General features: G+C 73.4%; 17 protein-coding genes. 12 read left to right on the top strand and 5 right to left on the bottom strand.

Features of this window, described 5'->3' with window-relative positions:
- Window positions 1-130: 130 nt before the first annotated feature.
- Complete coding sequence (locus ACGF1Z_RS04720) at window positions 131-796, bottom strand: SPFH domain-containing protein (protein WP_393000326.1); 666 nt, start codon at window positions 794-796, stop codon at window positions 131-133.
- Window positions 797-1157: 361 nt separating this feature from the next.
- On the opposite strand from ACGF1Z_RS04720, the gene ACGF1Z_RS04715 reads away from it, so the two are divergent.
- Window positions 1158-1574 carry a hypothetical protein gene (locus ACGF1Z_RS04715; protein WP_392999849.1) on the top strand — a complete coding sequence of 139 codons (417 nt, stop codon included), beginning with the start codon at window positions 1158-1160 and terminating at the stop codon, window positions 1572-1574.
- Here ACGF1Z_RS04715 and ACGF1Z_RS04710 read toward each other — a convergent pair.
- Window positions 1555-2061 (bottom strand): hypothetical protein, encoded by a 507-nt coding sequence (locus tag ACGF1Z_RS04710; RefSeq protein ID WP_392999847.1) that lies wholly within the window; start codon window positions 2059-2061, stop codon window positions 1555-1557. The genes ACGF1Z_RS04715 and ACGF1Z_RS04710 overlap by 20 nt on opposite strands.
- Before the next feature lie 23 nt (window positions 2062-2084).
- Here ACGF1Z_RS04710 and ACGF1Z_RS04705 point away from each other — a divergent pair, with 23 nt between their 5' ends.
- Together ACGF1Z_RS04705 and ACGF1Z_RS04700 are read left to right on the top strand one after the other, a co-directional pair.
- A complete protein-coding gene (locus tag ACGF1Z_RS04705; protein WP_392999845.1) occupies window positions 2085-2339 on the top strand; it encodes a helix-turn-helix domain-containing protein in 255 nt (84 codons plus the stop codon).
- Window positions 2340-2606: 267 nt separating this feature from the next.
- Window positions 2607-5159, top strand: coding sequence for a discoidin domain-containing protein (locus ACGF1Z_RS04700; protein ID WP_392999843.1), 2553 nt, complete (start codon window positions 2607-2609; stop codon window positions 5157-5159).
- 117 nt (window positions 5160-5276) lie between these two features.
- On the opposite strand, the gene ACGF1Z_RS04695 is transcribed toward ACGF1Z_RS04700, so the two are convergent.
- The gene (locus ACGF1Z_RS04695; RefSeq protein ID WP_392999841.1) at window positions 5277-8126 is read right to left on the bottom strand and encodes a SpoIIE family protein phosphatase; all 2850 of its coding nucleotides are present in this window, start codon (window positions 8124-8126) and stop codon (window positions 5277-5279) included.
- Between the two features lie 130 nt (window positions 8127-8256).
- Between ACGF1Z_RS04695 and ACGF1Z_RS04690 the strand changes: the two genes are divergently transcribed.
- The 4 genes from ACGF1Z_RS04690 to xdhC all read left to right on the top strand — a co-directional run bounded on the left by ACGF1Z_RS04690 (window position 8257) and on the right by xdhC (window position 14420).
- A complete protein-coding gene (locus ACGF1Z_RS04690; protein WP_392999839.1) occupies window positions 8257-8922 on the top strand; it encodes a class I SAM-dependent methyltransferase in 666 nt (221 codons plus the stop codon).
- A gap of 830 nt (window positions 8923-9752) precedes the next feature.
- The gene (locus ACGF1Z_RS04685; protein WP_392999837.1) at window positions 9753-11228 is read left to right on the top strand and encodes a xanthine dehydrogenase small subunit; all 1476 of its coding nucleotides are present in this window, start codon (window positions 9753-9755) and stop codon (window positions 11226-11228) included.
- Window positions 11225-13609, top strand: a complete 2385-nt coding sequence (gene xdhB, locus ACGF1Z_RS04680; RefSeq protein ID WP_392999835.1) for a xanthine dehydrogenase molybdopterin binding subunit — start codon at window positions 11225-11227, stop codon at window positions 13607-13609. The genes ACGF1Z_RS04685 and xdhB overlap by 4 nt, the downstream gene beginning before the upstream one ends.
- 1 nt (window position 13610) lies before the next feature.
- On the top strand, window positions 13611-14420 hold the full coding sequence (xdhC, locus tag ACGF1Z_RS04675) for a xanthine dehydrogenase accessory protein XdhC (protein WP_393000324.1): 810 nt from the start codon (window positions 13611-13613) through the stop codon (window positions 14418-14420).
- 95 nt (window positions 14421-14515) lie between these two features.
- Here the strand turns inward: xdhC and ACGF1Z_RS04670 are convergent, their stop codons facing one another.
- Window positions 14516-16078, bottom strand: coding sequence for a carboxylesterase/lipase family protein (locus tag ACGF1Z_RS04670; protein WP_392999833.1), 1563 nt, complete (start codon window positions 16076-16078; stop codon window positions 14516-14518).
- A gap of 205 nt (window positions 16079-16283) precedes the next feature.
- Between ACGF1Z_RS04670 and ACGF1Z_RS04665 the strand changes: the two genes are divergently transcribed.
- The 4 genes from ACGF1Z_RS04665 (at window position 16284) to ACGF1Z_RS04650 (ending at window position 20781) form a co-directional block, all read left to right on the top strand.
- Complete coding sequence (locus tag ACGF1Z_RS04665; RefSeq protein WP_392999831.1) at window positions 16284-16667, top strand: VOC family protein; 384 nt, start codon at window positions 16284-16286, stop codon at window positions 16665-16667.
- 316 nt (window positions 16668-16983) lie between these two features.
- Window positions 16984-18408: a globin domain-containing protein gene (locus tag ACGF1Z_RS04660; RefSeq protein ID WP_392999829.1), complete on the top strand. Its 1425-nt coding sequence runs from the start codon at window positions 16984-16986 to the stop codon at window positions 18406-18408.
- Complete coding sequence (locus ACGF1Z_RS04655; RefSeq protein ID WP_392999827.1) at window positions 18405-19217, top strand: pyridoxamine 5'-phosphate oxidase family protein; 813 nt, start codon at window positions 18405-18407, stop codon at window positions 19215-19217. Before ACGF1Z_RS04660 ends, ACGF1Z_RS04655 begins: the two co-directional genes overlap by 4 nt.
- Window positions 19218-19353: 136 nt before the next feature.
- Window positions 19354-20781, top strand: coding sequence for a tetratricopeptide repeat protein (locus ACGF1Z_RS04650; RefSeq protein ID WP_392999825.1), 1428 nt, complete (start codon window positions 19354-19356; stop codon window positions 20779-20781).
- Window positions 20782-21923: 1142 nt separating this feature from the next.
- On the opposite strand, the gene ACGF1Z_RS04645 is transcribed toward ACGF1Z_RS04650, so the two are convergent.
- Window positions 21924-22601: a class I SAM-dependent methyltransferase gene (locus ACGF1Z_RS04645; RefSeq protein ID WP_392999823.1), complete on the bottom strand. Its 678-nt coding sequence runs from the start codon at window positions 22599-22601 to the stop codon at window positions 21924-21926.
- Between the two features lie 633 nt (window positions 22602-23234).
- Here ACGF1Z_RS04645 and ACGF1Z_RS04640 point away from each other — a divergent pair.
- A complete protein-coding gene (locus ACGF1Z_RS04640; RefSeq protein ID WP_392999821.1) occupies window positions 23235-24650 on the top strand; it encodes a family 2B encapsulin nanocompartment shell protein in 1416 nt (471 codons plus the stop codon).
- Window positions 24651-24752 lie beyond the last annotated feature (102 nt).

Here is a 24752-nt window from a genome sequence, read left to right as displayed (position 1 = left end):
TCCGAACCGGTGCCGTGGCAGGTCCGGGTCCGGCGGACGGGTCCGAATCCGATCCGTGGTCCGGAGCCTGCCGGAGCGGAGGGGCCGAGCCTGCCCGGCGGCGGGTCCGCGTCCGGCCGGACGCCGTCGGTCAGGAGGCGTCCGCCGGAGCGGGCTGCTCGGGGACGGCGCCCGTCGACGTCTCCGGCGCCGGCGCCGGAGTGGCGTCGAGGTGCCGGGCCGCCCGGTCGAAGTAGCGGAGCAGTTCCACCGGGAACGGCATCACCAGCGTGGAGTTCTTCTCGGCGGCCACCTCGACGACGGTCTGCAGCAGCCGCAGCTGCATCGCCTCCGGGGTGTCCGACATGATCCGGGAGGCGTTGGCGAGCTGCTGTGCCGCCTGGAACTCGCCGTCCGCGGTGATCACCCGGGCCCGCCGCTCGCGCTCCGCCTCCTCCTGGCGGGACATCGACCGCTTCAGCGACTCGGGCAGCTGGACGTCCTTGATCTCGACCCGGTCGATGTGGACGCCCCAGCCGGCCGCCGGGCTGTCGATCATCAGCGCCAGCCCCTCGTGCAGCCGCTCCCGGTCGGACAGCAGGTCGTCCAGGTCGCTCTTGCCGATGATGGAGCGCAGGGAGGACTGCGCGACCTGGCCGACGGCGAAGGCGTAGTCCTGCACCTCGATCGCGGCGCGAGCGGGATCGACTACCCGGTAGTAGACGACCGCGTCGACCTTGACCGACACGTTGTCCCGGGTGATGCCCTCCTGCGTCGGAATCGGCAGCGTCGCCACCTGGACGTTCACCTTCCGCATCTGGTCCACGAACGGGATCAGGAAGGTGACGCCGGGCTGCCGATATCAAATTCTGGTCGTGGCCGGCCGACCGCGGTGAGAACGACAGGGGGCACCCGCTTCGCCCGGATCCGGTGCACGGTGCACGTGCCGGTCCGCACCGCCGTTCTCGTACGGTTGTCGCCGGCGCTTCCCGGGGAACCGGGCGACGTCTCCGAAGCGGCTGCCTCGGCGCAGCCTTCGTGGCGACGTCGCCGACGTGACCGGCGGTTCGGGACACGGCGTGCATGGTGCGCCGACACTTCGTGATCATGGGGACACTTGACCTACGGAAGAGCTGTGGTCCCCGCCCTCCCGTGAGGTCGCCGATGCGATCAGGTCGTTGCGTCAGCGTCTGCTGACGGAGACGGACGCGTTGATCGATGCGGTGGCGCGGCCTTCTCTTGTGGCGCAGAACGATCCTGCTCTGCTCGCGGATGCGTCGCTGGTCGAGGAGGATCGTGAGCTCAATCGCTCGGATGTGGTCCAGTGGCTGACGGCGAACGTGCAGCAGCCGGGGCGGCGGGTGGAGCCGTATGTCGGTCCGAGGACCATGGCGTACATCAACGATCTCGTCTCCCGTGGTATCGCGCCGGATTTCGCGGATGCCTGGCGGGTGGCGCTGGGGATCGGGTGGCGGCGGTGGCTGGAGGAGTGTGTGGCGGACTGCGCCGATCCCGCGCTCCTGGTGGGGGTGCTGGACGTGACGGCCCCCGCACGGTCCTTCGTGAGCGCGTCGATCAGCTCGACGTCCGCGTAGGCGGTGAACCGCCGGTCGGACCCGAGCCGGACCACCAACGCCTGCACCGCCAGAGCATCCTGATGGCTCGACCGGAACCCCTCCAGCCCACGCCCCGGCCTCCCCACCGCCAGCCGGACCTCGTCAGCCGTCTCCGCGGCCTTCTCCACGGGGTGGAGATCCGGAACGCCCGTCCCGAGAGCCAGATCCACCGCGAGGTGGCACTCGCCCGGGCCACCAGGGCGTTCCGGCCCGCGGCAGCGGAGCGCACGGCCGGGATCGCCTTGTCCAGGGCGTCGGCCCGCGAGGGATCATCCACCCACAGGACGACGCTCACGTGCCACCGCGCCATCCGGTAGCGCAGGCGTGCCTCGGCGAGGTCCTCCGCCATGGGGGCCCCGCTCGCGATCAGCTGGATGAGTTCGATCCCCTCGGCGTTGGTGTTGCCCATCGCCGCCGCGAGGCCGGCCTGGCGCAGGGCGGCGACCGAGTCGAGGGCGTACTGCACCAGCGGCTGTTGCGCGGCGGTTCGTGGTCAACACCCTCGGTCCGCTGGCCGAGGCCGACGCCGCACTGCGCCAGGCCCTTCTGACCTACGTACAGTGCGGCTTCAGCACCCCCCGGGCCGCCGCCGGCCTCTACGAGCACCGCAACACCGTCGAGCGACGGGTCTCACGCGCCAACGAACTCTCCGCCGTCAAGGTGGAGGACAACCCGACCCATGTCGCGGCGGCGCTCCCGGTCCTGGACATCGCGCCGCACATCGTGTCGACGGACCCCAGCTGAGCTCACTTCCCCCGGCTCGGTGCCCAAGGGCACCGAGCCGGGGGAAGTGCGGCGAAGCGTGCGGTGAGCGTCCGCGTCCAGGCGCCGCCGCGGCCTCGGCCCGGGGAACGGTGCGCCGGGGCGCGGAGTGTCGCACGCGTCCTGGGTGGGGTGCTGTGCGCGGCGGCCACGGGTTGGTCTCAACTCCGCCGTTCCATGGTCGAGTTGAACGGATTTGACCTATGTTCTAGGGGCCCGCAGCGCGTACGGTTCGCCCAGGAGGTCCGATTGCAGTCCAGACGCATCCGCGCCATAGCCGGAGCATTCCGCCGCTCCCCTCTGCTCATCGCCTTCGCGCTCGGCTCGCTGCTCGTCGGCATCACCCCCTGGCTGGGAGTGGCGAGTGCGACCTCGGGCGGGCACGGGCCGACCCCTCCGCCGGGGCCCGTGCCCTTCCACCAGCAGACCGCCCAGCAGTCGCCGCACCACGGCGTCGCCCCGGCGAACGCCATGGAGCCCATGGCTCCGGTGCTCTCCCGGACCGGCTGGACCGCCACGGCGAGCGACGAGGAGACCGTCAAGGAGAACGGCCGTGCGGCCAACGTCCTCGACGGCAACACGGCCACCATCTGGCACAGCCGGTGGTCCGGGACCCCGGCTCCGCTGCCGCACAGCATCACCATCGACATGCACCGCACGACGGTGGTCTCGGCGCTCGTCTACCAGCCGCGCACCGACAAGGCCAACGGCCGCGTCGGCGGCTACAGCATCAGCGTGAGCGCCGACGGCCGTAACTGGGGCAGTCCGGTCGCCACCGGCACCCTCGCGGACGACGCCTCCGCCAAGACCCTCGGCTTCGCCCCGCAGGGCGCGCGGTTCGTCCGGCTCACCGCCGTCGCCGAGGCCGGCAACCGTGGCCCGTGGAGCTCCGCCGCGGAGCTCAACCTGCTGGGCGACCCCGGCACCCCGGCGGCCACCGTCGACCTGCCCCGGACCGGCTGGACGGCCAAGGCGAGCGACGAGGAGACCGTCAAGGAGAACGGCCGTGCGGCCAACGTCCTCGACGGCGACGCCGCCACCCTCTGGCACAGCAGGTGGTCCGGGACCCCGGCTCCGCTGCCGCACAGCATCACCATCGACATGCACCGCACCGCGACCGTCTCGGCCCTGGTCTACCAGCCCCGCAGGGACAGCCCCAACGGCCGCGCCGCCGCGTACGCCGTCACCACCAGCACCGACGGCACCACCTTCGGCGCGCCGGTCGCTTCCGGCACCTGGCGCGACGACGACAGCGTCAAGACCGCCACGTTCACCCGCGCCGCCACCGCCCGCTACGTACGCCTGACCGTGACGCGCGAGGCAGGCAACCGCGGGCCCTGGGCCTCCGCCGCCGAGATACGCCTGAGCGGCCCGGCCGACCCGGCCGCCCACGGCTCCTGGAGCCGGATCACCGGCTTCCCCCTGGTGCCGGTGGCCACCGCCGTCCTGCCGGGCGACAAACTCCTGGCCTGGTCCGCGTACGCGATCGACCGCTTCGGCGGCAGCAACGGCTACACCCAGACCGCGATCCTCGACCTGAAGACCGGCAGGGTCAGCCAGCGGCGCATCGACAACACCGGCCACGACATGTTCTGCCCGGGCATAGCGATGCTCGCCGACGGCCGCGTCCTGGTCACCGGAGGCAGCAACGCCGAGAAGGCGAGCATCTACGACCCGGCCACCGACGACTGGTCGGCGACCACCAGCATGAACATCCCCCGCGGCTACCAGGCCATGAGCCTGCTCTCCACCGGCGAGGCCTTCGTCCTCGGCGGATCCTGGAGCGGAGCCAGGGGAGGCAAGGACGGCGAGGTCTGGTCCCCGGACACCCGCACCTGGCGCAGACTCCCCGGCGTCCCCGCCGCCCCGGCGGTCACGGCCGACCCGGCCGGCGCCTACCGCGCCGACAACCACATGTGGCTCTACGCCACCTCGGGCGGCAAGGTGCTCCAGCTCGGCCCGAGCAAGCAGATGAACTGGATCACGACCGGCGGGAACGGGAGCATCACCTCCGCCGGCAACCGCGCCGACAGCCCGGACGCCATGACCGGCAACGCCGTGCCCTACGACATCGGCAAGCTGCTCACCCTGGGCGGCTCGCCGGGATACCAGCAGACGCCCGCCACCCGTCGCGCGTACACCGTCAGCATCGACGGCGGCCAGGTGCGGTCCGCGCGCACCGGCGACATGGGCCACGCCCGCGCCTTCGGCAACAGTGTCGTCCTGCCCGACGGCAAGGTCGCCGTGTTCGGCGGGCAGGCGTTCCCCGTGCCGTTCAGCGACGCCACCTCCGTGCTGACGCCCGAGCTGTGGGACCCGGCGACCGGACGCTTCACGCCGCTCGCCACCATGGCGATCCCGCGCAACTACCACAGCGTGGCCAACCTGCTGCCCGACGGGAGGATCTTCTCCGGCGGTGGCGGCCTGTGCGGCGACTGCGCCACCAACCACCCCGACGGGGCGGTGTTCACGCCTCCGTACCTGCTCAACGCGGACGGCTCGCCCAGGCCGCGCCCGGTCATCACCGGCGGCGTGCCGCCCCGGGCCGCCCCCGGCACCACGCTCACCGTGGACACCGGAGGGCCGGTGGCCTCCTTCGTCCTGATGCGGGCAGCCGCCGCGACCCACTCCACGGACAACGACCAGCGGCGGGTCCCGCTGACGTCCACGGCCGCGGGACCCGGCAGCTACACGGTGTCGATCTCGGCCGACCCGGGCGTGGTCCTGCCCGGCACCTACATGCTCTTCGCCCTGAACGCCCAAGGGGTGCCGAGCACCGCGCGGTTCATCACCGTCGCCTGACGGAACGACCGCGGCGTCCGTCACCGGCCCGGCGCCACCCGCCGGTGCCGGGCGCCGCGGCCGCGCCGGTCCAGGGGTGCCCGAGGGGGGCGCCGGTCTCCCGGTGGCGGCCGGCCCTCACAGCTCCGGGGCCGCGAGCAGGGCGGCCGCCAGGCCCGTCGGGCCGGTCGACAGCGCCTGCTCCGTCCAGATGCACTTCCCGTCCGCGGTGTAGCGCGCGCCCCACCGCTGACTGAGCGCCGCCACGAGCTGCAGACCGCGCCCGCCCTCGTCCGTCTCCGCGGCATGACGGATCCGCGGCGTGGCCAGGCTCCCGTCGTACACCTCGCAGACCAGGACGGCGCTGTACAGCAGCCGCAGCCGCACCGGGCCCTTCGCGTAGCGCACGACGTTCCCGATCAGCTCGCTCGCGATCAACTCGGTCGTCATCGCCAGGTCGTCCAGCCCCCAGACCGCGAGCTGCTCCCTGATGCGGCGGCGGGCCTGCCCGGCCGCCCGCGGGTCCTTCTCCAGCTCCCAGGAGGCCATCCGGTCGGCGGGGAGGGCGTGGACGCGGCCCACGAGGAGGGCGGCGTCGTCGTCGGCGGCGGGCCGCTCGGCGGGGAGCAGCCCGTTCGTGAGGACGTCGCAGAGCCGCTCCGGGTCCTGGTGGCCGGAGGTACGCAGCAGGCGCGCGAGCTCGGTCATGCCCTCGTCGATCTCGCGGTCCGGCGACTCGACCAGGCCGTCCGTGTACAGCACGAGGAGGCTGCCGTCGGGCAGCTCCAACTCGGTCGTCTCGAAGGGCGGTTCGGCGACCCCGAGCGGCGGGTCGGGGGACAGCTCGGGGAAGTGGACGGTGCCGTCGGGCCGGACGACGGCCGGCGGGGGATGGCCGGCCCGGGCGATGCTGCAGATCCGGGTGCTGGAGTCGTAGACCGCGTAGAGGCAGGTGGCGTAGAAGTCCTCGCCGAGGTCGCCGACGATGTCGTTCAGATGGCTCATCACCTCGCCCGGCGGCAGCTCCAGGTCGGCCAGGGTCATGACGGCCGTGCGCAGCCGCCCCATGGTGGCCGCCTCCGCCAGGCCGTGGCCCATCACGTCGCCGACGACGAGGGCGACCCGGCCCGCGGAGAGCGGGATGACGTCGTACCAGTCGCCCCCCACGTCCATCCCCTGCCCGGCGGGCAGGAAGCGCGCTGCGGCCGTGCACGCGGGGCTCTCGGGCAGCCGCTGGGGGAGCAGCCCGCGCTGCAGCTCCTGGGAGCGGGTGTGCTCGGCGTCGTAGAGCCGCGCCCGCTCCAGGGCGTGGGCCAGGAGGGCGCTGATCGCGGTCAGCAGGGTCCGCTCCTCGTTGGTCAGGCGACGCGGCCGGTCGAAGGACACCGCGCAGACGGAGAACGTGCGGCCGGACACGGTCAGCGGCAGGAAGGCCCACGCCTGCTTGCCGGCCAGGCGCGGCCGGTACGCCAGATGGGGATAGAGCTCCGTGAACTCCTCGACGGAGGAGATGAACAGCGGTGCGCTGCCGCGCACCGCGTCCCTGACCGGGTCGCTCGCCGGCACCTTGCGGCCGTCGAACTCCTGGAGGAAGCTCTGCGGATACCCCACGGCTCCGATGATCTCCGCACGGTCGCCCTCGACGGAGACCACGGTCAGACCGGTGGCGCCGAACGGCGGGAGCACCCGCTCGGCCACCGCGTCGACGACGTCGCGCGAGGTCGTCGCCTTGGCGAGCGCCGCCGTCAGCTCCCCCGTGCGGGCCGAGCGCTCGGCGGCGGCGCGCTCGGCGGCGGCGCGCTCGGCCTCGCGCCGCCGGGTGTCGGTGACGTCCGTGAAGTAGAGGGCGAGTCCGTCGGGGCTCGGGACCAGCCGTAGCCGGTGGGAGCGCCCCGCCGTGATCCGCACGTCGAGCTCGGTGGTCGTGGCCGCCGCGGCGGCCTTGCGGCAGCGGGCCTCCAGGTCGGGCACCCGCCGCACGACGGGGAGTGCCCACAGGCTCCGGCCGACCAGCTCCGCCTCGCCGGCGCCGAGGATGCGCTCCGCCTCCCGGTTGGCGAAGCTGATCCGCCAGTCGGCGTCGGTCAGGACGAACGCGTCGCTCATGTGGCGCAGGGCCCGGCTGAGCGCGTCCCGGGCGGTACGGGACTCGTGGCTGTCCCACACCATGCCCATCATCCGCACCGGCTCGCGCTTCTCGTCGTACTCCGCCGCCCCGCGGCCGTGCACCCAGCGGTAGCCGCCGTCCGGCTGCTCCACCCGGTACTCCGACTCGTACAGGCTCCCGTCGCGCATCGCCCGCTCCAGGGCGGCCAGCGCGGCGGGCTGGTCGTCGGGGTGGATCGCCTTCAGCCACGTGGCCTCACGGGTGACCCGCTCGGCGTGGAACAGGGCCGCCCCCGCCTCGTCCCACACCAGCTCCCCGGTGAGCAGGTCCCAGCTCCAGGTGCCGACCGCGACCTCCTGGAGCGCCTGGCGGAGGCGGCCGCCCATCAGTTCCTCGCCGGGCGGCTGCGGGGGAGGCGGGGTCCGGTTCATCCGTTCGGCGGTCCAGGCGACCACGTCGCGCAGGAACGCCCACTGCTCGTCGGTCGGCGCGCCGCGGTCACCCGTCACCACGGTGAGGGCGCCCTGCGCGCGACCGTCGCGGATCAGGGGCACGGAGGCGAATCCGGTGCCCGGCCACCGGGTCGCGGGGAAGCCGGGGGCGTGCGTGGACGGGTTGGCCATCCACAGGGAGCGCCCCCTGCGCACGGCGAACGTCGGGACCGTCGGTCCCGTGCGGTCGATGATCTCCCAGGGACGGGTGAGCGCCGGGGGCAGGCCCGTCGACGCCACTAGACGCAGGGCCGAGGTGGTACGGCCCAGGTGAACGGCGCCGCCCAGGGCGGCCAGCTCGGCCGTCGCATGCAGCAGCGCCAGCCGGAAGACGTCACTCTCCGTGATCCCCGGCTCCGTGCCCGCGAGCAGAGCGAGCCGAGCGTTCATCCGAAAATTATAGGTCCGGGGCGGTTCGTCGGCCCGGCGCGCCGCGGGCCGGGCGGTGTCGCGAAGGCGGTGCGGCCCGGCCGTGGCCGCCGCCTCGCAGCGGTTGCCGCGACCGTGGATCGTGGGTGCCATGACGTTCCGTCCCGTCAGGCCGCATCCGGTCTTCGCCCGCTTCTACGCCGGGGTCGCCGGTCCCGCCCTGCAGCGGGCCGGAATCGACGCACACCGCCGGCGTCTGCTGGCCGGGCTGACCGGAGAGGTGCTGGAGGCCGGTGCGGGCAACGGACTGAACTTCCCGCACTACCCGCCCGACGTCACCCGACTGGTCGCCGTCGAACCCGAGCCGACCCTGCGCGCCCTGGCCGAACGGCAGGCCCGCGAGGCCCCCGTCCCGGTCGAGCTGAAGGACGGCCGCGCCGAGGAACTCCCGTTCCCCGACGCGTCCTTCGACGCGGCCGTGGTGTGTCTGACGCTCTGCTCGGTGGCCGACCAGCGGGCGGCCCTCGCCGAACTCCACCGCGTGCTCCGCCCCGGCGGACAGCTGCGCTTCTTCGAACACGTGCGGGCGGACACCCCCGCGATGCGGCGCGTCCAGCGCGTGCTCGACGCCACCGTCTGGCCGCGGCTCGCCGGCGGCTGCCACACCGGCCGCGACACGGGTTCCGCGATCGCCGCGGCCGGGTTCACCCTCACGGCCGTCGACCGCTTCGTCTTCCCCGAGACCCGCGTCCCCGTTCCGGCGGGCACCCACATCCTGGGCACCGCCGTACGCGGCGGCCCGGACGCTCCCCGGTGACGCGCGGCCCCGGCCGTGCCGGAAGGCGGCGCCGTCCGCCGCCGGGGCCGCCCTCTCGCGTCCGGCCGCGGACGCGGGCCGGAGCGCCACAGGCGTGGGCATTGCGCGCGGGCGCGGTCACGTACGGTGACCGTTCGTCGTCGACCGCCGGGCGTCGGCCGTCGGGCGGCGGTGTGCGGAGCGCGGGCCTCGCCGCCGCCGCGGGGCGGGTCGCGGCGAGGCGGGGTGGCGGGCGCCTCGCGAAGGCGTCGACGGAAGGACGCCAAGGTCGGTAGAATTCTGGATAAAGAGGACAGTTAGCCCTCGGGTGGCTGTGCCGCGGGCCTGCCGCGTTCACCCGGTGAGCGTCGGGGACCCGCACCGCACAGTTCGTAACGTGTCGCCGCCCTTTCGGCCGCAGATGCGAACGTCTCCCTGCGGGCGGGCGCGCGTGCCGCCGTCGCGGACGGCCGCGACGAGGGAACGGGCAGCTCAGCGTCCCGGCTGAGTACCTTGACCGATGCGCTTCCGGCGACGTACTTTCGAGCGCACCGACCCGTGAGTTGTCGAAAGGAGGCGAAGTCGGATGTCGATCTTCTCCGACCTGAATCGCCTCGCTCACCGGACCGCCTGGGTCCCGGGTCGTGTAGCGCACGGCTGCTGAAGCAGTCGCTCTTCCGGCGTGCCCGCTCGCGGCCCCGGCTTCTCTTTTGATCTCTGCCACCACCCGCGGCGTGTCGTGTGTACCCACCGACGCCGGCTCCGGGTTCTCTAGCTGCGCACTGACACAGAAGGCCTGACATGGCGACCAGTACAACCAGTTCCACCGTGCACCGAAATGAGGAAATGTCATGGTAGAGGCGCGGATCACCGTCAATGGGCAAGATTCTCCGATTGCTCCGGCTGCGCCCCACGCCACGGTGCTCGACTTCCTGCGCGACCGCGGCCTCACCGGCACGAAGGAGGGCTGTGCCGAGGGTGAGTGCGGCGCCTGTTCGGTGCTGGTGGCCCGGCCGGGGGTGAACAAGCCCACCGACTGGGTGGCGGTCAACGCCTGCCTGGTCCCGGTCGCCGCGCTCGACGGCCAGGAGATCGTCACCGCCGAGGGCCTCGCCACTCCCGGCGAGCCCGGCACGCCCCCCACGCTGCACCCGGTGCAGGAGGAGATGGCGGTCCGCGGTGGCTCCCAGTGCGGCTACTGCACCCCGGGCTTCATCTGCAGCATGGCGTCGGAGTACTACCGGCCCGACCGCTGCGCGCACGGCGAGACGGACGCGGACGCGACCGGCCACGCCGACCCGGAGCACGGCCCCAACGGTTTCGACCTGCACTCGCTGAGCGGCAACCTGTGCCGCTGCACCGGCTACCGGCCGATCCGCGACGCCGCCTTCGCCGTCGGCGAGCCGGCCGAGGACGACCCCTTCGCGCAGCGCCGCGACCAGGCCCCGCCCGAGCCGGTCGCCACCGAGTACACCCGGGACGGCAGCACGTTCCTGCGGCCCGCCACCCTGGCCGAGGCGCTGCGGGTGCTCCGCGAGCGTCCCGACGCGGTGCTGGTCTCCGGCAGCACCGACTTCGGTGTCGAGGTGAACATCCGCTCCCGGCGCGCCGGTTGCGTGGTCGCCATCGACCGCCTGCCCGAACTGCGGGAGCTGCGCGTCGAGTCCGACCACATCGAGATCGGTGCGGCGGTGACGCTCACCGAGATCGAGCGCCGTCTCGACGGTGAAGTCCCGCTGCTGGCCGAGCTGTTCCCGCAGTTCGCCTCCCGGCTCATCCGCAACAGCGCCACCCTCGGCGGCAACCTCGGTACCGGCTCCCCGATCGGTGACAGCCCGCCGGTGCTGCTGGCGCTGGAGGCGTCACTGGTGCTCGCCGACGCCGACGGCGAGCGCGTGGTCCCGCTGGCCGACTACTTCACCGGCTACCGGCAGAGCGTGCGCCGCCCCGACGAGCTGATCCGCGCCGTGCGCATCCCGCTGCCCCTGGCGCCCGTCACGGCCTTCCACAAGATCGCCAAGCGCCGCTTCGACGACATCTCCAGCGTCGCGGTCGCCTTCGCGCTCGAGATCGAGGACGGTGTCGTCCGCAAGGCCCGCATCGGCCTGGGCGGCGTCGCCGCCACCCCGATCCGCGCCCTCGCCACCGAGGCCGCCCTGGAGGGCAGGCCCTGGTCGTCGGAGACCGTCGAGGCCGCGGCCCGCGAGCTGCGGGCCCAGGGCACCCCGATGGACGACCACCGTGCCAGTGCCCTTTACCGTTCCGCGATGCTCGGCCAGAGCCTGCGGAAGCTGTACGCCCAGACCACCGAGGCGGTGTCGTCATGAGTCATCTGTCCGAGCGTCCCGAGAAGCCCGTAGTCGGCGTCTCGATGCCGCACGAGAGCGCCACCCTGCACGTCACCGGCACGGCGCTCTACACCGACGACCTGGTGTACCGCACCAAGGACGTGCTGCACGCCTACCCGGTCCAGGTGATGAAGGCCCACGGCCGGATCACCGCGCTGCGCACCGAGCCCGCGCTCGCCGTGCCCGGCGTCGTCCGCGTGCTGACCGGTGCCGACGTGCCCGGCGTCAACGACGCCGGCATGAAGCACGACGAGCCGCTGTTCCCCGACGAGGTCATGTTCCACGGCCACGCGGTGGCCTGGGTGCTCGGCGAGACCCTGGAGGCGGCCCGGCTCGGCGCCGCCGCGGTGGAGGTCGAGCTCGACGAGAAGCCCGCCCTGGTCACGCTGCAGGACGCCATCGCGGCTGAGAGCTACCACGGCGCCCGGCCCCTGATGGAGACCGGCGACATCGACGCCGGCTTCGCGGACTCCGCGCACGTGTTCACCGGCGAGTTCCAGTTCTCCGGCCAGGAGCACTTCTACCTCGAGACCCACGCCGCGCTGGCCCTGGTCGACGAGAACGAGCAGGTGTTCATCCAGAGCAGCACCCAGCACCCGTCGGAGACGCAGGAGATCGTCTCGCACGTGCTCGGCGTCCCCGCGCACGAGGTGACGGTGCAGTGCCTGCGGATGGGCGGCGGCTTCGGTGGCAAGGAGATGCAGCCGCACGGCTTCGCGGCCGTCGCCGCGCTCGGCGCCAAGCTGACCGGCCGGCCCGTCCGCTTCCGGCTCAACCGGACCCAGGACCTGACCATGTCGGGCAAGCGGCACGGGTTCCACGCCACCTGGAAGATCGGCTTCGACGCCGAAGGCCGCATCCAGGCCCTCGACGCCACCCTGGTCGCCGACGGCGGCTGGAGCCTGGACCTGTCGGAGCCGGTGCTCGCCCGCGCCCTGTGCCACATCGACAACACCTACTGGATCCCCAACGCGCGCGTCGCGGGTCTCATCGCCAAGACCAACACGGTCTCGAACACCGCCTTCCGCGGCTTCGGCGGCCCGCAGGGCATGCTGGTGATCGAGGACATCCTGGGCCGCTGCGCGCCGCTGCTCGGCCTGGACCCGATGGAGCTGCGCGAGCGCAACTTCTACCAGCCGGGCCAGGGACAGACGACGCCGTACGGCCAGCCGGTCACGCAGGCCGAGCGCATCGCCGCCATCTGGCAGCAGGTCCAGGACGACGCCGGCATCGCCGACCGCAAGCGCGAGATCGCGGCCTTCAATGCCGCGCACCCGAACACCAAGCGGGCGCTCGCGGTCACCGGCATCAAGTTCGGCATCTCGTTCAACCTCACCGCCTTCAACCAGGGCGGCGCGCTGGTGCTGATCTACAAGGACGGCTCCGTCCTGATCAACCACGGCGGCACCGAGATGGGCCAGGGCCTGCACACCAAGATGATGCAGGTGGCCGCGACCACGCTGGGCATCCCGCTGTACAAGGTGCGGCTGGCCCCGACGCGTACCGACAAGGTGCCCAACACCTCGGCGACCGCGGCCAGTTCCGGCGCCGACCTCAACGGCGGTGCGATCAAGAACGCCTGTGAGCAGCTGCGGCGGCGACTGCTGCAGGTGGCCGCCAGCCAGCTGGGTGCGAACGCCTCCGACGTGCGCATCGTCGAGGGCGTCGCGCGCGCCCTGGGCAGCGACAAGGAGCTGGCCTGGGACGACCTGGTGCGCACCGCGTACTTCCAGCGCGTGCAGCTCTCGGCGGCCGGCTACTACCGCACCGAGGGCCTGCACTGGGACGCGAAGAGCTTCCGGGGCTCCCCGTTCAAGTACTTCGCCCACGGCGCGGCCGCGACCGAGGTGGAGGTGGACGGCTTCACCGGCGCGTACCGCATCCGGCGCGTCGACATCGTGCACGACGTCGGCGACAGCCTGTCCCCGATGATCGACATCGGTCAGGTCGAGGGCGGCTTCGTGCAGGGCGCCGGCTGGCTGACGCTGGAGGACCTGCGCTGGGACACCAGCGACGGACCGAACCGGGGCCGGCTGCTGACCCAGGCCGCGAGCACCTACAAGCTGCCGAGCTTCTCGGAGATGCCGGAGGAGTTCAACGTCACCCTGATGGAGAACGCCACCGAGGAGGGTGCCGTCTACGGCTCCAAGGCCGTCGGCGAACCTCCGCTGATGCTCGCGTTCTCGGTGCGCGAGGCGCTGCGGCAGGCCGCGGCGGCGTTCGGCCCCGCCGGAGTCAGTGTGGATCTCGGCTGCCCGGCGACGCCGGAGGCCGTCTACTGGGCCGTCGAGGCGGCCCGTGAGAGCGACGTGCGGGGCGACGGGCACCGTACGGAAGCAAACGCACTGAGCCATGCCTGACATGACCTGGGTCGCCGCGGTCGCGCGGTTGCGAGCACGCCGGGAGGCCGGCGTGCTGGTGACCGTCGCGACCGTGCGCGGTCACGCACCTCGCAAGGCCGGTGCCAAACTCGTCGTGGGCCGGACCGAGGCCTGGGGTTCGATCGGCGGGGGCAACATCGAGGCCGTCGCGATCGACCGCGCCCGGGAACTGATCGAGAAGTCCGACGCCGAGCCGGAGCTGATGGAGTTCGCTCTGAACGACAAGGTCACCGGCCGCCACGGCGTCCAGTGCTGCGGCGGCGCCGTCTCCGTGTTCCTCGAACCGCTGCCGGTGCTCCCCGCGGTGGCGATCTTCGGCATCGGGCACGTCGGTCTGGAGCTGGCCCGCATCCTGGCCCGCCACGACCTGGACCTGCACCTGATCGACAGCCGCCCGGACATGCTCACCGACGAGCGGCTCGCCCCGCTCGCGGACGCGGTGGCCCAGACCCATGTGCACCACACCCCCCTCCTCCCGGAGGAGGTGCTCGAGGAGCTCGCGCCCGGCACCCACGTCCTGATCATGACGCATGACCATGCCGAGGACGCCGCTCTGTGCGACGCCGCCCTGCGCACCCCCGGTCTCGGCTCGATAGGCCTGATCGGCTCCGCCGCGAAGTGGACCCGCTTCCGGCAGCGCCTGGCCAACGAGGGCGGCCACGACGCCGACACGATCGACCGGATCAAGACCCCCATCGGACTCGCCGAGATCACCGGCAAGGAGCCCGCCACGATCGCCGTGAGCGTCGCGGCGGACCTCCTCCTGACCTTCGAACGGGAGCGCCACTGAACGCCCGCTGACACGCGGAGTCGGCCGCCCGCCGAGCGGCGCGGAGCCCCCCGCGGTGCAGGCGCCCAGCAGGGCTTCGGGGGCCCGGCAGCGGTTCAGGGGCGCAGCAGCGGGAAGTGCGCCTCGGCCCACAGGGCGCGGATCGCGGCGCGCCCGGCGTCGTCCGACGGAGGGGCCTCGCTGGTGGTCCATGTCCTCGCCCGTGTGGTGGCACCGTCGACCGGCGGCCAGCCCGGGTCCCCGTGCGCGGCGAAGTCCGCCCATGCGCGGACCATGCGCCGGGCCAGGTCGTGGTCCGCGGGGGCGGGGGCGCCGCCGATGAGGAAGGCCGCGGAGGCGTCGGCGTGGTTGCCGAAGGCGAAGGGGATGTCGGCGCAGTGCCAGGCCCGTACGACCCTGGCCCCGTCCGCCCCGTCCGCCCCGTCCGCCCCGGCGCGCCTGCGGTCGAAGCGCGACACGTGCGCCCGTCCGCCCGCCCCGGCGTGCGCCTCGGCGAGTCGGTGGGCGTACTCCGTGAAAAGGAGATCGCCGAAGACGGCGAGGTAGACGTCCAGCACCGGTGCGTGCGGCATCGTGTCGCGATAGCCGGCCACCAGTCCGTCGGGGAGGCCGAAATCCCGTGCGAAGAGCTCCAGTTGTTCCTCCGTGGTCACCTTCGCGCTGCTGCCGACGGCGTCGAACAGCCAATACTCCTCCGTGGTGTGGCACACCAGCAGGTCCACTTCGGTGGCCGCCCCGCCGGCGATCCCCGTGAGCGGGTTTGTGGGCAGGACGTCGCCGTCCAGGACCGGGGCGTACAGCGAGGGGTCGTAGTGCCGGGAGCCGGAGGCGGGGGCGCGCCGGTAGCGGTCGACGACCCGGTCGGAGGCGGCGACCAGGGCCTCGGGTGACGCCGCCGCCAGCCCTGCGGGCGTGGCCGGGCACCCGGCCGCCGCCGCGACCTCGCGCGTCGTCGCCGCCGCGATGTCGAGCGTGTAGCAGGGGCTGGCGGGACTGTGGACGATGGCGCGGCGGAACAGCCCGCGCGCCCGCTCCATCACCATCAGGCAGGCGACCGAGGCGGCCCCGGAGGACTGGCCCGCGACCGTGACGTTGCCGGGATCGCCGCCGAACGCGGTGATGTTCTCGCGCACCCAGCGCAGGGCCGCGACCTGGTCGAGCAGTCCCCGGTTGTCGGGGTACGCGCTGTCCCCGGCGGCCGGTACGTGGCCGAAGCCCTCGAAGCCGAGCCGGTAGTTGAGGGTGACCACGACCAGCCCCGCCGCGGCCAGGGCGGTGCCGTCGAAGTCGGGCTGTGCCGAGGACCCGAAGGTGTAGGCGCCACCGTGGATCCACACCAGGACGGGCCGGCGGGCACCGTCGTGCGGAACCGGAGTCCATACGTTGACGGTCAGTACGTCCTCGTCGCCGGGCGCCCAGACGGGCGCGCCGGGCAGCTCCGCCGACTGCGGGGCGACGGGGCCGAACGCCGTGCAGTCCCGTACGCCGCTCCACTTCCGCGCCGGGAGCGGCTCCCGGAACCGGTGGGCACCGAACGGCGGGGCCGCGTAAGGGATGCCGAGGACGGCGACGACGTCCCCGGCGCATCGGAAGCCCCGCACCGGGCCGCTCGTGGTCGGGAAAGTGGTGCTCGAAGGGGTGTCCGTGGGGGTGTTCAAGGAAGGTTGCCTCTCGCTGTGCGCCGAATCGCCCGGTCGGCAGGCGACTTCAGGTGTCAGCCTGGCAGCGGGCGGTCCTCCGGCACCAACACCTTGATCACGAAGATTCACCGCTCCGCGACGTCAATCGCCTTGAGTCAGGCTCTCCTTGGCGCCGCTCCGCGCGTGCGGCGGAGCCGGCCCGGTGTTCCCTACACTGGCGCGCATGGCATGCCGCATCAGTGAACTGGTCCTCGACTGCGCCGACGCCGAACGGCTGGCCGCGTTCTGGAGCGACGTCCTCGGCTATGTGGAGGTCGAGCGGGAGGACGACGGCAGCATCGTGATCGGGCCGCCGGACCTCGGCTTCGGCGGTCCGCTGCCCGTCCTCGTCCTGAGCCCCTGCAGTGACCCGCGCGCCGGGAAGCTTCCGCTGCACCTCGACGTCAGCGCCACCGACCGTGACCAGGAAGCCGAGCTGGAGCGGCTGCTCGCGCTCGGCGCGCGGCACGCCGACGTCGGTCAGACCGGCGACGAGAGCTGGTACGTCCTGGCCGATCCGGAGGGCAACGAGTTCTGTCTCCTGCGCAGCCGGATCCGGCCCGTCTGAGTTCTTCCGTCCCCTGGTCGTGAAGACCGCTCGGAGAATGTGGAGGAATCCTGGGCGCCCGGTAAGTCTTCCGTCGTCGAATGGCGCGCGGATCCCCGCCGAACCGCCGGCGAAATCGACCCGACTCACCAGTAACCCATTTCTGACCTGCGGCAACGTCTTTCGGGGGCGGGAATCGCATGGTCGGGGCAGGTTCGCGAGGTCGGGGTATGGTCGGCCGCGTTCACTCCTCCGGGTGAACGGGGGGCGGGAAAGGAGCCTGTTCGCGGCCCCGCCGGCGAGGACCGACCGAAGACGTTCGAGGCGAGGCAGAGCGATGGAAGTTCCGACCGCCGCATCGGCTGACGGCGACCGAAACGGTGGGCGCGCGAACGGAGGCGGAGGCTGGTTCGGGCCGAGCCCGACGGGTGGCCCGACGGCCCCGCAGCCCACACCCGCCCAGGCGCCCCGTCCGGCACCCGCGCCCGCGCAGACGCCCGCGCCCGCTCCGGGACCCGCACCCGCACCGGCTCACCACTCCGCCCCGCGGCCGGGAGCGCACCCGTCAGACGTCCTGAACGCCCACCCGGCGGACCGTCCGAACCCCCGCCCGGCGGACCTCCCGCAGGACCGCCCCGAGTCCGACACGGCGCTCCTGCGGCGCACGCTCGCGGAGATCGAGCCGATCGCCGACGAAGTCACCTCGTACTTCTACGCCCTGCTCTTCATCCGCCACCCCGACCTCCGGGCCCTCTTCCCCGCCGCGATGGACACCCAGCGCGACCGCCTGTTCGCCGCCCTGCTCACCGCCGCGACGCACGCGGACGACCCGGACACCCTCACCGCGTACCTGACCCACCTCGGCCGCGGGCACCGGAAGTACGGCACCCTCCCCGAGCACTACCCGGCCGTCGGCGAGGCCCTGCTCGGCGCCCTCGCGCGGTACGCCCCGGCGAGCTGGGGACCCCGTACCGAGGCCGCCTGGGTCGCCGCCTACACGACGATCTCCCAGATCATGATCGACGCGGCGACCGCGGACGCGCTGCGGGCGCCCGCCTCGTGGCAGGCGGAGGTGGTCGCCCACGAGCTGCGCACCCCGGACATCGCCGTCGTGACCGTCCGGCCCGACCAGCCGTACCCCTTCCTCGCCGGGCAGTACACCGCCGTCGAGACGCCCTGGTGGCCGCGCGTCTGGCGGCACTACTCCTTCGCCTCCGCGCCGCGCTCCGACGGACTGCTCTCCTTCCACGTCAAGGCGATACCGGCGGGCTGGGTCTCCAACGCCCTCGTCCACCGCGCCCGCCCCGGCGACGTCATCCGCATCGGCGCGCCCGCCGGCTCCATGACCGTGGACCACACCACCAGCAACGGGCTGCTCTGCCTCGGCGGCGGCACCGGCATCGCCCCCATCAAGGCCCTCGTCGAGGACGTGGCCCGGCACGGCCGGCGCCGCGTCGTCGACGTGTTCTACGGGGCCCGTCGCAACGGCGACCTGTACGACATCGACACGATGCTGCGGCTGCAGCAGACGCACCCCTGGCTGTCCGTCCGCTCCGTGGTGGACGACGGCCCGGCCGGACTGCTGGCCGGCGGCCTCCCCGAGGCCGTACGCGAGTACGGCCCGTGGCACACGTACGACGTGTACCTGTCGGGCCCGCCCGGAATGATCCGGCGCGGCGTCGACACCCTCCTGGGCATCGGCGTCCCCACCCACCGCATACGGCACGACTCCATAGAGGAACTGGTCGGGGCAACGACGTGAGCACTTTCGAACACACCGGGCAGCGCACCGCGACCCCCCTGCGCACCACCCGTCCGGGCAGCGACGGCGAGCACGCGGTGCAGCAGCGCATGGGCAGCACCGAGCGCGCCGACCGCTTCTACGCCGACCAGGTCCTCGACCGCCTGAACCCGCGCATGCGGGAGTTCGTGGCACGCCAGGAGATGTTCTTCCTGGCCACCGCCGACCGGCACGGCGAGTGCGACAACACCTTCCGGGCCGGCCCGCCCGGCTTCCTCCACGTCCTCGACGACACGACGCTCACCTACCCCGAGTACCGGGGCAACGGCGTCCACGCCAGCCTCGGCAACATCGAGGAGAACCCGCACGTCGGCGTCCTGCTCGTCGACTTCCTCCGCGACCGCATCGGACTCCACGTCAACGGCCGTGCCCGGGTCGTCGACGACAGCACGATGCGCCGCGACCACCCGCGGCTCGCGGGCGACCCGGTGCCCGGCCGCCGCCCCGTGGTGTGGGTCGAGATCACGGTCGACGAGGCCTACATCCACTGCGCGAAGCACATCCCGCACCTGCAGAAGGTCCCGGCGCGCGGCTCCGGCCGCTCCTGGGGGACGGACGACTTCCGGCGCAAGGGCGGCGACTTCTTCGGCTCGGCCGCCGAGGCACCGGACCGGGGCCCCTTCCTGCCGCCGCCCCGCGCGGACGCCGAGAGCTGGCGGGCCGAGGCCGAGCGGGCCCTCGCCCGGGCGGCACGCCACCGCTCCGAGGCCGGTGCCTCCGCCGGGCGGTCCTCCTTCAGCGGCTGGTTCAGCAGGAGCACCACCGTCTGAGCCGCCCGGCCCACGCCCTCCGCGCACCTGTCACTCCTTCGGGGACTGTGCGGCGGCTCCTCCGGATGGCTTGATGGGACGGACCGCCGCCCACGCCGGGCGCCAGCGGTCCGCGGACACCGGAGGGGGAACGGACGTGGTCACCGACCGATACGGCCATGCGCTCCACGAGGGCACACGGGAGGGCGCGGCGCACCTGGACCGGGCCGTCGAGGCGCTGCTCTTCTTCAGCCCCGAGCTGGTCCCGGCCGTCGAGGACCTGCTCGCCACCGACCCGGACGCCCCCGTCGGACAGGCGCTCGCCGCCTACCTCGGCGTCCTCGGCACCGAGCCGGCCGACGCGGCCGCCGCGCGAGCACGGTTCGAGGAGTTCACCGCCCGCGTGGACCTTACGGCGCTGCCGCCGCGCGAGCGGCTCCACATGGCGGCCGCCACCGCCCTGCTCGCGGGCGACCTGCACCGGGCGAGCGGGATCCTGGAGGAGACGGCGCTCGCCTGGCCGCGGGACGCGCTGGCCCTCTTCGTGGGCCACCAGCTCGACTTCCTCACCGGCGACGCCGTACGCCTGCGGGACCGGGTGGGCGGAGCCCTGTCCGCATGGGACCTCGACGACCCCCATCGCGGGGCGGTCCTCGGCATGTACGCCTTCGGTCTGGAGGAGTCGGGGCACTACGCGGAGGCCGCCGAGGCGGGCATGGCCGCCGTCGAGCGGAACGCGCGCGACGTGTGGGCCGTCCACGCGGTGGCCCACACGTACGAGATGCGCGGACGGTTCGCCGACGGCATCACCTGGCTCGACGGGCGGACCGCCGACTGGGCGGCGGACACCTTCCTGACCGTGCACAACTGGTGGCACTACGCGCTGTTCGCCCTGGAGGCGGGCGACACCGACACGGCACTCCGCGTCTACGACACCACGCTCCACCACGAGGGCTCGCGGGGCCTGGCGATGGAACTCCTCGACGGGGCGGCCCTGTTGTGGCGCTTCCGGCTGGACGACAGCGGCTGCGACCCCGACCTGACGGCCCGCTGGAACGCACTCGCCGACGCCTGGGCCGCACGCGCCGATCCGCCGTTCTACGCCTTCAACGACGTCCACGCCGTCATGGCGTACGCCGGCGCCGATCGCGTCGCCGAAGCGGAGCGGCTCGTCGCCGACCGCCGCGCATGGCTCGCCCGGACGGCCCCCGGGACCGTCACCAACCGCGCGATGACCGCCGAGATCGGCCTGCCGGTCTGCGAGGCGCTCATCGCCCACGCGCGCGGAGATCACGCGACGGTCGTCGACCGCCTGTGGCCGCTGCGCCGCCGGCTGCACGATTTCGGCGGCAGCCACGCCCAGCGCGACGCCGTCCAGAAGACCCTCCTCGACGCCGCGCTGCACTCCGGCCGGCTCGACCTGGCCCGTGCCCTGCTGAGCGAACGCACCGCACTGCGCCCGCGGAGCACGTACAACTGGCTCGCCCAGGCCCGCCTCGCCGACGCCGAGGGCGACCCCGCACGGGCGACGGCCGCCCGTGTGCGGGCACAGGAGCTGGGATGGACCGTGGGCGTCCCGGTGTGACCGGGCACCGCCCGGCCGTTCCGGGATGGCGCGGGGTCCGTGACCACGCGGTGGCGGCGGGGGCCCGGCCTGATGAGGACGAGGCCTCGCGGCCGGACGGACGCGGGCCGCGAGGCGTACGGCCGGACGCCGTGAGGCGTACGGCCGCGCGCCGGTCCCGGCAGGGCCGGACGGCGAGGACGGGGCGGGCTCCGGCCTCGCCGTGCCGCCGGGGGACGGGGCGGGCGCCGGCCTCGTTGTGCCGCCGGGGGACGGGGCGGGCTCCGTCCCCGTTGTGCCGCCGGGGGCAGAGCGTCCCTCCGGCCCCGTTGTGCCGCCGGGGGCAGAGCGTCCCTCCGGCCCCGTTGTGCCGCCCGGATGGGGCGGGCTCCGGCCTCGTTGTGCTGCCGGGGGCGAAGCGGCCTCCGGCCTCGCCGTGCCGCCCGGGATGGGGCGGCGGACCGGCCGGGACGAGGCGGGGTCCCGGCCCGGGCGTCCCGGGGGTCGGGCCGCCTGGCCGGATCCCACGGGCTGGGGCGACCCCCGCGGACCGGCCCGGGTAGGGGCCGCGGCGGTCCAGGGGACGAGCTTCCCCGGCCGCGGGCTGCGGGGGCTTCGCGAACGGGCCGCGACGATCCCGCCTACGGGCTGGGGCGCCCCCCAGCCCTGGTAGCTGTTGCGCCTGGCCGCGCGCGGAGAGCGGGTGGTGCCGCCCGGTAGCGGGGTCGCGGTCCCGCCGGGCTCTAGGGCGATGGCCACCGCCCGTACGAGCCACGCGTTGACCGACAGGCCCTCCTGGCCGGCCGCGGCCTCGGGTCCGCCTCGCGCCAAGGCCCCCGCGGTCACCTGCTGCGTTGCACCCCCGCCACGACCGCGGCGCGCCGCCACCGAACGCGGCCATTCCCGGCCCTTCCCGGCCAATCCAGGACGGCCGGAGCCTGGGCTCGCGTGGCGCCACCCTGAGCCATCCGGTGCCACATGGCGCCAGGCCGCGCTGTCAGAGGGCCTCAGAGCCCCTGCCGGTGGGGGAGGGGGCGCCGCGACGGTTCGTTCGCGCGCGAGCTCGGCGCCGGTCCGCCGGTCGGCGCCGGCCCGTTACGCCGCCGGTCCGCCGGTCGGCGCCGGCCCGTTACGCCGCCGGTCCGCCGGTCGGCGCCGAGCCGTCACGCCGCCGGGCCGCCGGTGACCGTCCGGGCCCCGCGCCGCGCGTAACAGAACAGGTGCTCCTCCGGCCCCGCCGAGGCCTCCGCCGGGCGGAAGACGGACACCGCCTCGTGCAGGATCTCCAGTCCGCAGTCCTCGCGCAGAAGGCGGACGTAGTCGACGGCCGAGAAGCTGGAGACGCGGGCCCGGCGCCCCATCCAGACGATCTCCACGTCCTCGACGTCCGCCGGGACGGTGGCGCTCACCAGAAAGCCGCCGGGGGTCAGCCACGAGGACATGCGGAGCAGGGCGTCCGTGGCCTCGGCGCGGGACATCATCAGCAGCGGGAAGAACGCGCACACGGCGTCGTAGCCGCCCGCGGGGGGCGTGAAGTCGCGGACGTCGCGCTGCTCGAAGCGGGCCCCCGGCACCTGCTGCCGGGCCAGCTCCACCATCGTGGCGGACACGTCGATGCCCGTGACCTCGTGTCCGGCGTGGGCGAGCGCGTCGGCGACCGGGCGGCCGGTGCCGCTGCCGACGTCCAGGACGCGGGAGTGCGGGGCGAGGCGGGCGGTGAGCCACTCGACCGCTGCCCGTTGCTCGGGCAGGTGCCCGAAGGCCTTCTCGTAGTCGAGGCCCATGCCGTCGAACAACTCCGCCGCCGACAGCGCCGGCTGCTCCGCTCCGCCCTCGAGCATGCGCTTCCCCCTCTTTCCGGACCCCTGGGCCCACCTCGCCGGGCGCACCGGCGCGCTCGTGTCACGGATCGCCTACCCGGGGCGTGGAGCGGTCATGTCGGTGCGCGGCGACGGGACGGGGTCCAGGGCCCGGAAGGAGGGCGTGGGGGAGGGGGCGTGGCGGCGGGACTCCGGGGCGGCCGAGTGGATGCCCGGCTCGGTCCGGCGGGCACCGGGGCGTGACCGGACCGTCGGGTCGTCGAGGGGCCCCGGGCGCTCGGACGTGGCCGAAACACCGTCACCAAGTGCTTCCGCACCGCCCCGTCCGGCAGGCGACGCCCTCCGCGCCCCTTGTGTCTGATTCGCCGACCATTTACCTGATGGAACATCAAAAGCGGTCGCTCGCATAGAAGTTGATGACGGGCGCACACGCCGCCCTGCGCGCCGGAGTGCACGCTCCTCCCGTGGCTCGAATGTCGTCGCCGGCCCGGATAAACCCAGCATGAAGCAAGATCACCGCTTCGAGGTAATGCCCCCGGTCCGGCCGGGCGAGCCGTGTGATCGGGCCGTTACTGTTCCCCGGGATCTGGACGGATTCCCCTGGATTCCCAGAGATTGTGTCGGTTTTTCCTCTTCTCAAGGAGAGCTCGTCCCATGACCGTTGAGACCGGCCCGGACACTCAGGTAGAGCAGCCGCGGCCGCAGTCCAGCCTGAGCACCGCGGCTGCCCGGAACCTCGCCACCACGACCAAGTCCGCCCCCCAGATGCAGGAGATCACCTCCCGGTGGCTGCTGCGGTCGCTCCCGTGGGTGGAGACGAAGGGCGGCGCCTACCGGGTGAACCGCCGGCTGAGCTACACCGTCGGCGACGGGGTGATCGAGTTCATCCAGGACGGTGGCGCCGTCCGGGTGATCCCCCGCGAACTCGGCGAACTCGCCCTGCTGCGCGGCTTCGAGGACGAGGAGGTGCTGCGCACCCTGGCCGACCGGTGTGTCCAGCGCGACTTCCGGGCCGGCGAGGTCCTCGTCGAACGCGGCGCCTCCGCCGAGCAGATCCACCTCATCGCCCACGGCCGCATCAGCCAGAGCTCGGTCGGCAAGTACGGGGACGAGGTCGCCGTCGCCGTCCTCGCCGACGGGGACCGGTTCGGCGAGAACGCCCTCCTGGACGCCGACGCCAGGTGGGACTACACGGCCACCGCGGAGACCCCGGGCACCCTGCTCACCCTCTCCCGCGCCGACTTCGCGTCCGTGATGTCCGCCGCGCCCAGCCTCCGGACCCACATCGACGCCTTCAGTTCGCTGCCCCAGCAAAGGCAGAACAAGCACGGCGAGGCGGAGATCGCGATGTCCGCCGGCCATGTCGGCGAGGTCGAACTCCCCGGCGCCTTCGTGGACTACGAGCTGAAGCCGCGCGAGTACGAGCTCTCCGTCGCCCAGACCGTGCTCAAGGTCCACACCCGGGTCGCCGACCTCTACAACGGCCCGATGAACCAGACCGAGGAGCAGCTCAGGCTCACCATCGAGGCGCTCCGCGAGCGCCAGGAACACGAGCTGATCAACAACCGCGAGTTCGGCCTGCTCCACAACGCCGACTTCAAGCAGCGGATCCAGACCCACTCGGGCCCGCCCACCCCGGACGACCTCGACGAGCTGCTCTGCCGCCGGCGCGGCACGAAGTTCCTCTTCGCCCACCCCAAGACCATCGCGGCGATCGGACGCGAGTTCAACGCCCGCGGCCTCTACCCGGACCACGTCGACCTCGGCGGTCAGTCGGTCCCGGCCTGGCGCGGCGTGCCGATCCTCCCCTGCAGCAAGATCCCCATCAGCAGGGAGCAGACCAGCTCGATCATCGCCATGCGTACCGGCGAGGAGAACCAGGGTGTCATCGGTCTGCGCCAGACCGGTCTGCCGGAGGAGTACGAGCCGGGCCTGTCGGTGCGCTTCATGGGAATCAGCGAGCAGGCGATCATCTCCTACCTCGTCACCACCTACTACTCCGCCGCGGTCCTGGTGCCCGATGCCCTCGGTGTGCTGGAGAACGTGCAGATCGCCCGCAGGCGCGACTAGGGCCTACCGGGCCGGGCTCGCGGCGTGCGGCTCGTGCGGCCGCCGCGCAGCCGCCCGCCGTCGGGTCCCTCGCGGCCCCTCGGGCGCGGGAGGCCCCCGGCG

The sequence above is a fragment of the Streptomyces sp. NPDC048018 genome (assembly GCF_043202995.1).
In the GTDB taxonomy this organism is placed as follows: domain Bacteria; phylum Actinomycetota; class Actinomycetes; order Streptomycetales; family Streptomycetaceae; genus Streptomyces.
Note: the sequence above shows the minus strand (reverse complement) of the source record. Positions and strands in the feature narration are given on the sequence as shown.

Excerpts from the sequence above, each read along its gene's own strand:
- ACGF1Z_RS04720 (WP_393000326.1), bottom strand. The coding sequence starts at position 796 with ATGCGGAAGGTGAACGTCCAGGTGGCGACGCTGCCGATTCCGACGCAG.
- ACGF1Z_RS04695 (WP_392999841.1), bottom strand. The coding sequence starts at position 8,126 with ATGAACGCTCGGCTCGCTCTGCTCGCGGGCACGGAGCCGGGGATCACG.
- ACGF1Z_RS04690 (WP_392999839.1), top strand. The coding sequence starts at position 8,257 with ATGACGTTCCGTCCCGTCAGGCCGCATCCGGTCTTCGCCCGCTTCTAC.
- ACGF1Z_RS04685 (WP_392999837.1), top strand. The coding sequence starts at position 9,753 with ATGGTAGAGGCGCGGATCACCGTCAATGGGCAAGATTCTCCGATTGCT.
- xdhB (WP_392999835.1), top strand. The coding sequence starts at position 11,225 with ATGAGTCATCTGTCCGAGCGTCCCGAGAAGCCCGTAGTCGGCGTCTCG.
- xdhC (WP_393000324.1), top strand. The coding sequence starts at position 13,611 with ATGACCTGGGTCGCCGCGGTCGCGCGGTTGCGAGCACGCCGGGAGGCC.
- ACGF1Z_RS04665 (WP_392999831.1), top strand. The coding sequence starts at position 16,284 with ATGGCATGCCGCATCAGTGAACTGGTCCTCGACTGCGCCGACGCCGAA.
- ACGF1Z_RS04660 (WP_392999829.1), top strand. The coding sequence starts at position 16,984 with ATGGAAGTTCCGACCGCCGCATCGGCTGACGGCGACCGAAACGGTGGG.
- ACGF1Z_RS04645 (WP_392999823.1), bottom strand. The coding sequence starts at position 22,601 with ATGCTCGAGGGCGGAGCGGAGCAGCCGGCGCTGTCGGCGGCGGAGTTG.
- ACGF1Z_RS04640 (WP_392999821.1), top strand. The coding sequence starts at position 23,235 with ATGACCGTTGAGACCGGCCCGGACACTCAGGTAGAGCAGCCGCGGCCG.